This is a genomic window from Gordonia sp. J1A, from assembly GCF_055393515.1.
The window spans coordinates 958,977-972,180 of the sequence record NZ_AP041607.1 but is presented as its reverse complement, the minus strand read 5'-3'; the positions used below and the strand labels follow the sequence as shown (position 1 = coordinate 972,180).

Annotated in this window: 13 protein-coding genes; 8 read left to right on the top strand and 5 right to left on the bottom strand. The window is 70.2% G+C overall.

The genetic code is table 11. The features are described 5' to 3' along the window. Positions 1-108 precede the first annotated feature (108 nt). The gene (locus ACZ5QD_RS04565) at positions 109-750 is read left to right on the top strand and encodes a DUF3000 domain-containing protein (RefSeq protein ID WP_081598103.1); all 642 of its coding nucleotides are present in this window, start codon (positions 109-111) and stop codon (positions 748-750) included. Further along, complete coding sequence (locus ACZ5QD_RS04560) at positions 747-2,024, top strand: ribonuclease D (protein ID WP_006896351.1); 1,278 nt, start codon at positions 747-749, stop codon at positions 2,022-2,024. Before ACZ5QD_RS04565 ends, ACZ5QD_RS04560 begins: the two co-directional genes overlap by 4 nt. 13 nt (positions 2,025-2,037) lie before the next feature. Here ACZ5QD_RS04560 and dxs read toward each other — a convergent pair whose 3' ends face one another. The 3 genes from dxs to ACZ5QD_RS04545 all read right to left on the bottom strand — a co-directional run bounded on the left by dxs (position 2,038) and on the right by ACZ5QD_RS04545 (position 7,434). Next, entirely contained in the window at positions 2,038-3,984 is a 1,947-nt protein-coding gene (gene dxs / locus ACZ5QD_RS04555) for a 1-deoxy-D-xylulose-5-phosphate synthase (protein WP_062366874.1), read from the bottom strand. Positions 3,985-4,096: 112 nt separating this feature from the next. After that, entirely contained in the window at positions 4,097-5,383 is a 1,287-nt protein-coding gene (locus ACZ5QD_RS04550; protein ID WP_278127250.1) for a class I SAM-dependent RNA methyltransferase, read from the bottom strand. Further along, entirely contained in the window at positions 5,380-7,434 is a 2,055-nt protein-coding gene (locus ACZ5QD_RS04545; RefSeq protein ID WP_045540238.1) for an APC family permease, read from the bottom strand. Before ACZ5QD_RS04545 ends, ACZ5QD_RS04550 begins: the two co-directional genes overlap by 4 nt. Before the next feature lie 78 nt (positions 7,435-7,512). Between ACZ5QD_RS04545 and ACZ5QD_RS04540 the strand changes: the two genes are divergently transcribed. From ACZ5QD_RS04540 to ACZ5QD_RS04520, 5 genes are all read left to right on the top strand, one after another. After that, positions 7,513-8,175, top strand: a complete 663-nt coding sequence (locus ACZ5QD_RS04540) for a potassium channel family protein (RefSeq protein WP_039867369.1) — start codon at positions 7,513-7,515, stop codon at positions 8,173-8,175. Between the two features lie 2 nt (positions 8,176-8,177). Then, the gene (locus ACZ5QD_RS04535; RefSeq protein WP_045540236.1) at positions 8,178-8,840 is read left to right on the top strand and encodes a potassium channel family protein; all 663 of its coding nucleotides are present in this window, start codon (positions 8,178-8,180) and stop codon (positions 8,838-8,840) included. A gap of 132 nt (positions 8,841-8,972) precedes the next feature. Beyond that, on the top strand, positions 8,973-9,476 hold the full coding sequence (locus tag ACZ5QD_RS04530; RefSeq protein ID WP_006896345.1) for an RrF2 family transcriptional regulator: 504 nt from the start codon (positions 8,973-8,975) through the stop codon (positions 9,474-9,476). Between the two features lie 10 nt (positions 9,477-9,486). Further along, a complete protein-coding gene (locus tag ACZ5QD_RS04525) occupies positions 9,487-10,647 on the top strand; it encodes a globin domain-containing protein (protein ID WP_006896344.1) in 1,161 nt (386 codons plus the stop codon). 10 nt (positions 10,648-10,657) lie between these two features. After that, positions 10,658-11,098, top strand: coding sequence for a hypothetical protein (locus ACZ5QD_RS04520; RefSeq protein ID WP_006896343.1), 441 nt, complete (start codon positions 10,658-10,660; stop codon positions 11,096-11,098). Between the two features lie 82 nt (positions 11,099-11,180). On the opposite strand, the gene ACZ5QD_RS04515 is transcribed toward ACZ5QD_RS04520, so the two are convergent. Further along, entirely contained in the window at positions 11,181-11,555 is a 375-nt protein-coding gene (locus ACZ5QD_RS04515) for an OB-fold nucleic acid binding domain-containing protein (RefSeq protein ID WP_006896342.1), read from the bottom strand. A 71-nt stretch (positions 11,556-11,626) separates the two neighbouring features. Here ACZ5QD_RS04515 and ACZ5QD_RS04510 point away from each other — a divergent pair, with 71 nt between their 5' ends. Beyond that, positions 11,627-12,340: an alpha/beta hydrolase gene (locus ACZ5QD_RS04510; protein ID WP_412475727.1), complete on the top strand. Its 714-nt coding sequence runs from the start codon at positions 11,627-11,629 to the stop codon at positions 12,338-12,340. On the opposite strand, the gene ACZ5QD_RS04505 is transcribed toward ACZ5QD_RS04510, so the two are convergent. After that, positions 12,314-13,204 (bottom strand): DUF3710 domain-containing protein, encoded by an 891-nt coding sequence (locus ACZ5QD_RS04505; protein WP_346075404.1) that lies wholly within the window; start codon positions 13,202-13,204, stop codon positions 12,314-12,316. The two genes, ACZ5QD_RS04510 and ACZ5QD_RS04505, sit on opposite strands and share 27 nt — an antisense overlap.

Genomic DNA, 13,204 nt, shown 5'->3' with positions numbered 1-13,204 from the left:
TATGCCGCACCCGTACCGGCGCCGGCGCGTGAGGCCGCTCACTTATCGTCGTTTCAGCTTGCGGCGCGCCTCCGCCAACTGGCAGGAGCGGGGGCCTAACCTGACGCCGTGACCACTTCTGGAGCCCCGAGCGAGCCCGCCGAATTCCGTGATGCGGTGGCTTCGCTCCACGACGCCGCCGTGCGCCGCGAGATCGAGATCGGCTCGATCCGCCCGCCGCAGCGCCTGGCGCCGTACAGCTACGCCCTCGGCGTCGAGGTCAGCCCGCCCGAGTCCGGCGATCCCGCGCTGGTCGCCGACGATTCCTCCGGCAGTGCCTTCGGCAGACTCGTCTTGCTGTACGACCCCGCAGGCCAGGAGGCGTGGAACGGAACCTTCCGGCTCGTCGCCTTCATTCAGGCCGAGGTGGAGGCCGCCCTCGCAGCCGATCCGCTGCTGCCGCAGGTGGCGTGGACGTGGCTGTCGGAGGCGCTCGGCGTCCCCGACGGCGCCACCGAATCCGATCCCCCGCTCGGGTCCGACGTACCGATGGTTCGGGCCCTCGGCGGCACGGTCACCGCCACCACGTCTGTGCGATACGGCGACATCGCCGGCCCCCCGCAGGCGCACCAGCTCGAACTCCGCGCGTCGTGGACGGCCACCAGTCCCCGGCTCGCCGCGCATCTCGAGGCGTTCTGCGAGGTCCTCGCCTCGGCCGCGGGGCTGCCGCCGGCCGGGGTGACCGCGCTCGGCCCGGTCCAGTCCTCGTGACCGAAGCCTCGACCGGTTCGACCGGCGAACAGCCGCGGGTGGAACCGCGGGCCCAGCCCGAGCCAGCCGTCGCGCCCGACGTCACGCCACTCACTTCGCCGCGCGAGGGAGTCCCGCCGGTGCTCGCCACCGGGGACGAGTTCGCCGAAGCCGCACGCCGGCTGCGCGACGGCTCGGGCCCCATCGCGGTCGACACCGAGCGCGCCAGCGGCTACCGCTATTCGCAGCGCGCTTATCTGATCCAGCTCAGACGCGCCGGATCGGGCAGCTTTCTGATCGATCCGATCGCGCACCCGGATGCACTGGAGCCGATCATCGACGCCCTCGACGGGCCCGAGTGGATCCTGCACGCCGCCGACCAGGACCTGCCCTGCCTGCGCGAGCTCGGCTTCCGGACCGAGTCGTTGTTCGACACGGAGCTGGCGGGCCGGCTCCTCGACTTCCCGAAGGTCAATCTTGCGGCGATGGTCGCCGAATTCCTGCACCTCGGTCTCGCGAAAGGTCACGGCGCGGCCGACTGGTCGCGCCGACCGCTGCCGGCGGACTGGCTCAATTACGCGGCCCTGGACGTCGAGGTCCTCATCGAACTGCGCAACGCCGTCGCCGGCGCGCTGGACGAACGCGGCCGCGGCGAATGGGCGGCTCAGGAGTTCGCCCACGTTCTCCGGCGGCCGCCCGCGCCGCCGCGCACCGACCGCTGGCGGCGGACGTCGAACATCCACAACCTGCGCACTCAGCGCCAACTCGCGGTGGTGCGCGAGCTCTGGACGGCGCGGGAGGAGATCGCGCAGCGCCGGGACATCGCGCCGGGCCGGGTGCTTCCCGACTCGGCCATCGTCACCGCGGCCACGGCGAATCCGACCGATACCGCGGCCCTGGCCAGCCTCCCGGTGTTCGGCGGACCGCGCCAGCGGCGTCAGGCCGACCGCTGGATGCGCGCCATCCGGAAGGCCCAGCAACTGCCCGAGTCGGACCTGCCTGCCAAGAAGACTCCGCAGGTGGGACCGCCTCCCTACAACCGGTGGGAGCAGCGCAATCCGGAGGCCGCGGCCCGCGCCGGCGCCGTGCGTCCGGTGGTCCGGGCGATCGCCGAGGAGGTCGGCGTTCCGCAGGAGAACCTGATCTCCCCCGACCTGCTGCGCAACCTCTGCTGGGAGGGTCTGGGCCCGAGCGCCGGCGCCGACGAGTGGCTCGCCGAGCGCGGTGCCCGACCGTGGCAGCGGGCCCTGGTGGCCGCACCGATCGACGCGGCCCTGGACGCGATCCGGCCCTGAGCCGGCTCTGCGTCTACCCGCTCGCGGTGGTGACGGGCGCGTTCAGTTCCACCGGCTCCTCTGGCCCCACCAGGGACACGTACCCGGATCCGGTCGCGATCGAGTCGGCGATCACCGAGTCGGCGATCCCTGCGGGAGTGAGCCCGCAGTCGGCGAGGATCGCCTCGCGCGAAGCGTGTGCGATGAACTCCTGAGGCACTCCCCGACGATGGACGGGAACGTCGACGCCCGCCTGCTCCAGCGCCGACTCCACCGCGCTTCCGACACCGCCGCGCACGCCGCCGTCCTCGATGGTCACCACCGAGGTGTGCGTGCGGGCCAGGTCGGCGATCGATGCGGGGACGGGCAGCGCCCAGCGCGGGTCGACCACGGTGGCGGGAATACCGCGGGCGGCCAGGAGTTCCGCCGCCCCGATGCCGATCTCCGCCATTCCGCCGACGGCGACGATGAGGACCCCGCCCGGCTCGGCGGCCTCCACGAGAACGTCGACGCCGTCGCCGAGCCGCCGTACCGCCGGAATGTCGTCGGGCACGCGGCCCTTGCCGAAGCGCACCGCCGAGGGACCGTCGCCGATATCGAGGGCCTCGGCGAGTTCCTCGCGCAGCCGGACGGCGTCGCGCGGAGCTGCCACGCGCATCCCCGGAACGATCGCCAGCAGCGACAGGTCCCACATCCCGTGGTGGCTCGGTCCGTCCGGACCGGTGATGCCGGACCTGTCGAGCACCACCGTGACCGGCAGATTGAGCAGCGCGACGTCCATCAGCAGTTGATCGAAGGCACGGTTCAGAAAGGTCGAGTAGATGGCGAGGACCGGATGCATGCCGCCGAGCGCCAACCCGGCCGCCGACGTCATGCCGTGCTGTTCGGCGATCCCGACGTCGAACATCCGCTCCGGGTACCGCTCACCGAACGCGGCGAGCCCGGTGGGACCGGGCATCGCGGCGGTGATCGCCACCACCTCGGGTCGGCGGGCGGCCTCGCGCACGAGCGTCTCCGAGAACACCGAGGTCCAGTCGACCGGCGATTCGGCGAGCGCCCGGCCGGTGAGCGGGTCGATCTTTCCGGTGGAGTGCATCTGCTCGGCCTCGTCGTTCTCGGCCGGGGCGTAGCCGTTTCCCTTCCGGGTCACGGCGTGAACGATCACCGGACCGCCGAAGGCCTTGGCCCGCCGCAGCGCGGCCTCCATCTCGGCCAGGTCGTGCCCGTCGACCGGGCCGACGTACTTGATCCCGAGGTCGGCGAACATCGCCTGCGGCGAGACCAGGTCCTTGACCCCGCTCTTCATCCCGTGCAGCACCGCGTACGCGGCGTCGCCGACCATCGGGACGCTCTTGAGGGTGCGCCGGCCCGTCTCCAGGAAGCGCTCGTAACCGGGCTGCAGCCGCAGCGCCGAGAGATTGCGTGCCAATCCGCCGATCGTGGGCGCGTACGACCGCCCGTTGTCGTTGACGACGATCACCACCGAGCGGTCGCTGTCGGCGATGTTGTTCAGCGCCTCCCAGCACATGCCGCCCGTGAGCGCGCCGTCACCGACCACCGCGACCACGGTGCGGTCCTCGCCGCGCAGGGCGAAGGCCTTGCTGAGACCGTCGGCGTTCGACAGCGCCGCCGAGGCGTGCGAGGACTCGATCCAGTCGTGCGGGCTCTCGGTGCGGTCCTGGTACCCGGTGAGCCCGCCCTGCTCCCGCAGGGTGTCGAATCGATCCTTGCGCCCGGTGACGATCTTGTGGACGTAGCACTGGTGCCCGGTGTCGAACAGGATCGGGTCGGTCGGCGAGTCGAAGACCCGGTGGATCGCGAGGGTCAGTTCCACCACGCCGAGGTTGGGGCCCAGGTGTCCCCCGGTGGCCGCGACCTTCTGAATCAGGAACTGCCGGATGTCGTCGGCCAGCTCCGCCAGTTCCTCTGGCGAGCACGCACGTACGTCTGCCGGTGAGTCCACCCGATCCAGCACGCCCATCCGTAGTCCTCCTTCGCAGCCGCGACCGCCCGAGCGGCGTCGCATCAGACCCAGTCTACGGACTCGGGGTCTGAGCCCGGGATCACAGGACGCCGCAGGGTCACCGAGCCCCTCACCGCGTGAGAACGGCGACCGCCTCGATGTGATGGGTCAGCGGGAAGGCGTCGAAGGCCCGCCAGCCGCGCACCCGGTATCCGTGGACCGCGTACCGGCCCAGGTCGCGCGCGAAGGAGGCCGCGTCGCATCCCACGTGCACCACCGCCTCCGGACCCGCGGCGGCGACGCCGTCCACCACCGAGAGTCCGGCCCCGGCACGCGGCGGGTCGCTGACCACCACCTGCGGTGACCGCAGGCCGGCGAGGGTCTCGGCGACGCCGCCTCGATGAGTGGTCACCGGATCGGCGCCGAAGACCGCATCTGCGGCGGCGAGCGCGCTCGGATCGGTGTCGACCAGGTCGACGGATGCGACGTCGAGTCCGCGGCTCGGCCCAGCGTCGATCAGCGCCGCGCTGAAGACGCCCGCCCCGCCGTACAGGTCCCACGCGTGAACTGTCCCCGCGACGCCCGCCTCGGCGAGCAGATCGACCACGGCGGCCGAGTACACCTCGGGAGCGTTGCGATGTGCCTGCCAGAAGCCGGTCACCGGTATCCGCCAACTCCGGTCGCCGACGCGGTGGGTCACCGAACCGTCACCGACCAGCATGCGCAGCTCTCGGGGCGCACTGCGGGCCCCGCGCGATCGCTGGGCCCGGCGTCGGGCGGCGTCGCCGCGACGGCGTCCGCGCACATCGCCTTCCCGGGGCGCGGCGAGCTCACCCGCATGCCGCACGCCGTCGGTGCCCGCCATCAGCACGATCTCGGTCCCCGGCCGGGCACCGAGGCCGTCCACCTGCTCGAGCAGTCCCGCGACGGGTGCGACGCACGGCTCGGTGACGATCTCGGCCGACCGGCGTCCACGCAGGCCCGCCCGCCCGTCTCGGCCCACCGCGAGCCGCGTCCGGATCCGCCAGCCGGTGGACGCTCCGCCGAGCGGCTCCACGTCCGGGGGCGGCAGTTCGTCGAGGTCGAATCGGCCGATCCGGCGAAGGACGTCGGCGAGGGCGTCCGCGCCCAGCCTCCTCGCGTACGCCGGCTCGACGAAGGCGAGATCGCAGCAGCCGGCGCCGGCCACCGCGGCCGGACAGCGAGGGGCCACGCGATGCTCGGACGGGGTGAGGACTTCCTCCACCGCCGCCTTGGCGTAGCTGCTGCGCGAGTCGTCGGTGATGCGGGCGCGTACCCGCTCGCCGGGCAGGGCGCCGTCGACGAAGACCACGCGACCGTCCGACCGCGCGATACCGGCACCGCCGTTGGCGTACGCGGTGACCTCGAGGGTGAGCGGGCCGCCGGGGCGGCTCATCGGGTTCCGCCGTCCGAGGGGGAACCGGATCCGGGCCGCGGTTGCTCGTTGGCCGAGAACCCCCGGCGGGCGTCGCCCGGTGCGTGGTAATTGTGCTCCGCCCGCCGGGCCCGGTTCTCCGAGGAGTTCAGCTGCCACGGAACGGAGGTCACCATCACCCCGGGCTCGAACAGCAGGCGGCTCTTGAGGCGCAGTGCGGACTGGTTGTGCAGGATCTGCTCCCACCAGTGGCCGACCACGTATTCGGGGATGAAGACGGTGATGACGTCGCGCGGCGACTCGCGTCGCACGCGCCGCACGTAGTTGATGATCGGACGCGTGATCTCGCGGTAGGGCGACGCCAGCACCTTGAGCGGCACCGTGATGTCGCTCTCCTCCCACTCGCTGACGAGAGTGCGAGTGTCACGGTCGTCGACGTTGACGGTCACCGCCTCGATGGTGTCGGGGCGCGTCGCCCGGGCGTAGCGCAGCGCGCGCCGCGTCGGCAGGTGCAGCGTGGACACCAGGATCACGGCGTGGCTGCGGCTCGGCAGCACCTCGTCGGACTGGTCGGTGGCCTCGAGCTCGTCGACGATCCCCGAGTAGTGGCGATGGATCAGCTTCATCAGGCAGAACAGCACCACCATCGCCAGAATCGCCATCCACGCGCCGGCGGTGAACTTGGTCAGCAGCACCACCACCAGCACCGTCCCGGTCATCACCATGCCGATCGCGTTGATGACGCGCGACCGCCGCATCCGCGAGCGCGCATCGGGATCGCTCTCGGTCTTGAGGTGGCGGGTCCAGTGCCGGACCATGCCGGTCTGACTGAGGGTGAAGGAGACGAAGACGCCGACGATGTACAGCTGGATCAGCGACGTGACCTCGGCCCCGAAGGCGACGACGAAGGCGATCGCGGCCAGTGCCAGGAAGACGATGCCGTTCGAGAACGCCAGGCGGTCGCCGCGGGTGTGCAGCTGACGCGGGAGGTACCGGTCCTGCGCGAGCACCGAGCCGAGCACCGGGAAACCGTTGAACGCGGTGTTGGCCGCGAGCAACAGGATCAGGGCGGTGACGACGGCGATGAAGTAGAAGCCCGGCGGGAAACCACGGAAGACGGCCTCGGCGAGCTGCGCGAGGATCGACTTCTGCTGGTAGCCGTCGGGCAGACCGCTCAGATCCTTCGCCGGATCGAGGACGTACTTCGCGCCGATCTTCTGAGCGAGCATCACGATGCCCAGCAGCAGTGCGATCGAGAAGGAGCCGAGCAGCAGCAGGGTGGTCGCGGCGTTCCTCGACTTCGGCTTCCGGAACGCGGGCACACCGTTGCTGATCGCCTCCACACCGGTCAGCGCGGCGCAGCCGGACGAGAACGACCGCGCGACGAGGAAGGCCATCGCCAGCCCCATCAGGTGCGGTTGTTCGGCGACGATCCCGAATCCCGAGGTCTCGGCCTCGACGGTGTCGCCGAGGACGAAGATCTTCACCGCTCCCCACCCGAGCATCAACAGCACGCCGACGATGAACGCATACGTCGGAATCGCGAGGACCGCACCGGATTCCTTGATACCGCGCAGGTTCACCGCGGCCAGCAGCGCGATGCCGAGGACGCAGAACCACACCTTGTGCTCGTGCACCAGCGGTACCGCCGAACCGATGTTCTCCGCGGCCGAAGTCACCGACACGGCGACGGTCAGCACATAGTCCACCAGGAGGGCGGACGCGACCGTCAGACCGGCGTTGGAGCCCAGGTTGACGGTGGCCACCTCGTAGTCGCCGCCGCCCGAAGGATAGGCGTGGACATTCTGCCGGTAGCTGGCGACCACCACCACCATGACGGCCGCCACGGCCACCGCCACCCACGGAGCGAGGGTGTACGCGCTGATACCGGCGATCGACAGGACCAGGAAGATCTCCTGCGGGGCGTAGGCCACCGACGACATCGCGTCAGAGGCGAACACCGGCAGCGCGATCCGTTTCGGCAGCAGCGTGTGACCGAGCCGATCACTGCGAAACGGACGCCCGAGGACCAGCCTCTTGGTGGCTACCGACACCTTTGACATCGTGGACACTCCGCAACATTAAGGCCCGAGGTCGCCCTCGCAACACCAGGGTGCGGATTCAATCGCGGCACAGTAACCTCGATCACCGTGCGCGTAATCATCATGGGTTGCGGCCGAGTGGGATCCGCCCTGGCAGGGGCGATGTCCGGACTCGGCCACGACGTCGTCGTCATCGACCGAGACGAGACGGCCTTCCGTCGTCTCGGCGAGGACTTCCGGGGCCGGAGAGTCTGCGGCGTCGGATTCGACCGGGACGTCCTCAAGGACGCAGGCATCGAGGACTGCGACGCCTTCGCCGCGGTGTCCTCGGGCGACAACTCCAACATCATCGCCGCGCGGGTCGCGCGGGAGACCTTCGACGTCGACCGCGTCGTCGCCCGCATCTACGATGCGAAGCGCGCGGCGGTGTACGAGCGTCTCGGCATCCCGACGGTCGCGACCGTCCCGTGGACCACCCAGCGATTCGTCGCCGCCCTCGGCGAGACCTCCAGCACGCCGGTCTGGACCGATCCGTCGGGCTCGGTGGTGATGGCCGTTCTGGACTTCCACGAATCGTGGGTCGGCACCGACGCGGGCAAGTTCCAGGAACTGACCGGTGCGCGGGTCGCGTTCCTGTCGCGGATGGGCAACACCGTGCTGCCCGATCCGCGGACCGTGATTCAGGACGACGACGTGCTCTACGTCGCGACCCTCGCCTCCAATGTCGACAACGCGCGCGCCGTCGCCGGCGCCGAGATGCCCCGGGAGTAACTGTGAAAGTCGCCATCGCCGGAGCCGGGGCCGTCGGCCGGGCCATCGCCCGCGAACTGCTCGTGAACGATCACGACGTGACGCTGTTCGAACGGAACCGCACGCACATCGATCCGGTCGCGGTACCCGGGGCCGACTGGGTGCACGCCGACGCGTGCGAACTGTCGGACCTGGAGCTGGCGCAGCTGCAGACGTACGACGTGATGATCGCGGCCACGGGAGATGACAAGGCGAATCTGGTGGTGAGCCTGCTCGCGACGACGGAGTTCGCCGTGAACCGGGTGGTCGCCCGCGTCAACGATCCGCGCAATGAGTGGCTCTTCAATGAGGACTGGGGCGTCGACGTCGCCGTCTCCACACCGCGGATGCTGGCCTCGCTGGTCGAAGAGGCGGTGACCGTCGGCGATCTGGTGCGAGTGATGACCTTCCGCCAGGGCCAGGCCAACCTCGTCGAGCTGACCCTGCCGAACGACACCCCGCTCGCGGGGAAGGCGGTGCGCCGCCTGCAGCTCCCGCACGACGTCGCGCTGGTGGCGATCATCCGCGGCCGGCGAGTGATCGTGCCCGAGTCGGACGACTCTCTCGAGGGCGGCGACGAGCTGGTGTTCATCGCACCGGAGGAAGCCGAAGAAGAGCTCCACCGGACGATCAAGTCACCCATTTAACTCCTACACGCTGTAGTAGCGGTAGGGACTTTCGTCCCCGGCTCGAAGGCCGAAAATACCTGTTTCCGCAGGTCATGAGAGGTCCGACACATTAATTGGAGTCCCGGGTTCCAATTATGTTCTGATCGATTCATGCAGCTGACACGGTTCACCGACATCGGCCTGCGGGTCGTCATGGCGCTGACCGCCGACCCGGATGCCAGCCACACCTCCAAGCAGATCGCGGCCGATCTGCAGCTGAGCTACACGCACGTGGCCAAGGTGGTCAGTCGACTGGCCGAACTCGGCGTGGTGCACTCGCGCCGCGGCCGCTCCGGCGGCCTGGGCATCACCGAGCTCGGCAGGCGAGCAGGCGTCGGCTGGCTCGCCCGTCATCTCGAGGGCGATGCCGAAGTCGTCGACTGCGAAGGCCCCGCACCGTGTCCCCTGCGCAACGCCTGCCGTCTGCGCCGCGCACTCGCGACCGCCCAGGAGGCGTTCTACACCAGCCTCGATCGGCTCAGCGTCGAAGACCTGATCGCCGATCCGACCGGAGCCCAGCTGCTGACGCTGCTGCCGACTCTCCGGTCCACCGATACCCCGCCGACCACGACCACCGTGGATGCGGCGGCTCCCGATTCAATCGCAGCGAAGTGAGGATAAATCGATGATCTCGTCGGATACGAAACTGGTGCTCGAAGCCACTGTCCCCGTCGTCGAAGCCGCGTTGCCGGAGATCACGCCGCGGTTCTACGACCGGATGTTCACCGCGCGGCCCGAACTGCTCCGCGATCTGTTCAATCGGACCAACCAGGCCACCGGCGGTCAGCCGCAGGTGCTGGCGGGTGCGGTCGCGGCCTTCGCCCGACTGCAGCTCGAGCCCGATGCCGGCCGGATGCGCTTCATCATCGACCGGATCGCCCATAAGCACGCCTCCCTCGGCATCGTCGCCGACCAGTACCCGATCGTCCACGAGCACCTGTTCGCCGCGATCGTCGACGTCCTCGGTGAGGCCGTCACCCCGGAGGTCGCGGCCGCATGGGACGAGCTGTACTGGGAGATGGCACACGTCCTGATCGGCCGGGAGACCGAGCTGTACCGGGCTGCCGGCGTCGAACCCGGCGATGTGTGGAAGTCGGCGCGCGTCGTCGAACGCGAGCAGGTGGCCCCCGACGCCGTGGCCTTCACGCTCGAGAGCCTCGACGGCGAGCCGCTCGGCGCATTCGTCCCCGGTCAGTACATCTCGGTCCAGGCGACGATGGACGACGGCGCGCGGCAGATCCGGCAGTACAGCCTCACCGGGTCGACCTCCGATCCCGCGTGGCACATCAGCGTCAAGCTCGACGGCGAGGTGTCCAGCCATCTGCACGAGCACGTCTTCGAGGGCGATCTCATGACCGTGAGCACGCCCTTCGGCGACCTCACCCTCCCCGAGGGAGACGATCCGCTGCTGCTGGCCTCGGCGGGGATCGGCTGCACCCCGGTGATCGGTCTGCTGAACCACCTGGTCTCCACCGGCGACACCCGTCCGGTCACGGTCCTGCACGCCGACCGCTCGCGCAGCAGGCAGCCGCACCGAGGCGACCTCGCACAGCTCGTCGATCGCCTCCCCCAGGCCGAACTGCTGCAGTGGTACGAGCACGGACTGGCGACCGACGAGGCGACGCGGATCGGGTATATGGATCTCGAGGGCGTCGACATCGCACCCGACACCACCGCGCTCCTGTGCGGACCGTCCGGCTTCCTCGGCGCGATCCGCGACGCCCTGCTGGAGCGGGACGTGCCCGAGGACCGCATCCACTACGAGTCCTTCAGCGTGATGAAGTGAGCGTGATCCGATGACCGTGACCCAGGCCCTGGCGACAGCCGGCTCCTTCATCTGGCTCGGCATGGTGTTCGGCATCTCGTTCATCGAGGCGCCGCTCAAGTTCCAGGCCCCCGGGATCACCATCCCGCTCGGCCTGGGTATCGGCCGCCTCGTGTTCCGCGCGCTGAACGCGGTCGAGGCGCTCTGGGCGATCGCACTGATCGTCGCGGTCGCCGTCGGCGACGACTGGTCGACGGGTACGTTGATCGGACTCGGTGTGGCGGCCGCGGCGCTGATCGTTCAGGTGGCGGCGATCAGGCCGGTGCTCTCCAAGCGCACCGATCTGGTCCTGGCCCACCCGGAGTCGGTTCCCGAACACCGCAGCACGGCGCACTACTGGTATGTCGGATTCGATCTGATCAAGGTCGCGGCGCTGATCACGCTCGGGACCTCGCTGCTGCTGAGCATCTGAAGTACTGCACGACGCGACGCCGGTCTCCACGGAGGCCGGCGTCGTCATGCTCACTCGGTCATGCGCTCACTCGGTCAGGCGCTCACTCGTCGGTGGCGTGCAGTTCGTAATAGGGGTTGTAGATCACCTTCATGCCGTCCGAGTTCGCCACCCGGCCGCGGATCGTCACCCGTCGACCGGGTTCGATGCCCGGGATCCGGTTCCGGCCCATCCACTTGAGGATCACCGTGTCGGTGCCGTCGAAGAACTCCGCGACCACACCGGTCTTGGTGTTGCGCGAACACGTCTCGACCGCGCGGAGCTCGCCGACCATCGTCGCCTCGTCGCCGCGGGCGCAGTCGACCGCGCGCTGCGCACCATGTGCCTGGCACTCGCGCTGGATGCGACCCTCTTCGATCTCGTCGAGATCTTCGGTCAGCATCCGTCCGAGCCGCTTGAGCAGACCCGAATTAGCCATCCCATCCTCCGCGGGGTGTCGCAATCGAACTCACTTGCAAACTCACCATACTACCCGTGCATGATCGAAGTATGACCACGCTGATCGTGATGCCGGGCACCGGGTCGGACGCCGATTACGCCGCACGGGTCTTCGGCCCCGCCGCCGCCTCGATCGGCGCTCGATTGGTGTCACTCGAACCAGAATCTGACCTGGTCAACAGCTATTCTACGCGCCTGGACCAGGTCGCCGCCGAAGGCGATGACCTACTCGTCGGCGGCATCTCGATAGGTGCGGCGATCGCCGTCGAATGGGCACTGCGATCACCGCTCGCGCAGCACTGCCGCGGAGTGCTTGCCGCCCTGCCGCCGTGGTCGGGCCCGGCCGCGGACTCACTCGCCGCGCTGTCGGCGCGGCTGACCGCCGACGCGATCGAACGCGACGGTCTGGCGGCCGCAGTGGCGCAGATGGTCCGGACCAGCCCCGCATGGCTCGGGGCGGAGCTGTCACGGTCGTGGCGCTCGCTCGCCGACCGCGGACTGGTCGAGCAGTTGCGTGCCGCGGCCGCGCACACCGCGCCCGCCGAGAGCGAACTGTCCGCGCTGACGGTGCCGCTGGGCGTCGCCGCCGCCCCCGACGACCCGCTGCATCCCGTCGAGGTGGGACGGGCCTGGGCCGCGTATGCACCGCGGGCGGCGGTGCGCGCCGTGCCGCTCACCGAGTTCGGGCCGGCACCGCATCGGCTCGGCGACGCCTGTGCCGCCGCCTGGAGGGACGCGTCAGCGGCGGCGCCGGCGGAAGCGTGACATCGCCGAACCGCGCGACGGCGGCGCGGTGGGTGCCTCCTCCGGCTCCACTGCGGGCGGAGCCGACGTCTCCTCCGCTGTCGCCGACGGCGCATCCGCGTCCGGTTGATCGGAGTAGACGGTGGCCGAGGCGCTCTGCTCCACGGCGCCGCCGGGAATCACCTCCGGCACTCCGGAGTCGTCACCGGACGGCTGTGCGGGCAGCGGCTGCGAGGGGAAGGCTCCGGTCTCGGCGTCCATCCCGGCCTGCTCGGCCGCCTGCTCGGCCAGTTGCTGCTGGGCGGCCGCGACCTGTTCGGCGAGGACCGGCGGCAACACGATCGGCAGCAACTCCCGCGGCGGGCACGGTTCACTGCCTCGACGCACCACCGTCTCGGCGAGGACGGCGCGGGCGAGCTGGGCCAGCTGCACCTCGGACTCCTCGGGGCCGCTCGCGACGCAGCGCACCATCCAGCGAGGACCGTCGACACCGATGAACCGGTGACTGCCGCCGGGCACCCGGGCCACCACTTCGCGGCCCCAGTGACCGTCCTCGATCGAGGTCTGCGCTCCGTCGCTGCGGAGCGACTCGGCCAGTTCGCGCACCACTTCGCGCCACAGTCCCCCGCTGCGCGGGGCGGCGAAGGCGTGCAGTCCGATGCGGCCGACCGGCGTCACGAGGTAGACGGCCTCGGGCTCATGCGTCGCGGACATCTCGACGGTCACCTGCCCGCCCTCCACCACCGGCATCAGCAGGGAGCCCAGATCCAGATGGGAGTTCGCGAGTTCGGCGAGGGGCGTCGCCAGATCCGCGATGTCGTAGGGTCCCGCGGTGTCGCCGATCGAGTACTTGTCGCCCGCGGCGCCGGTCGCACGCTGTGCCAT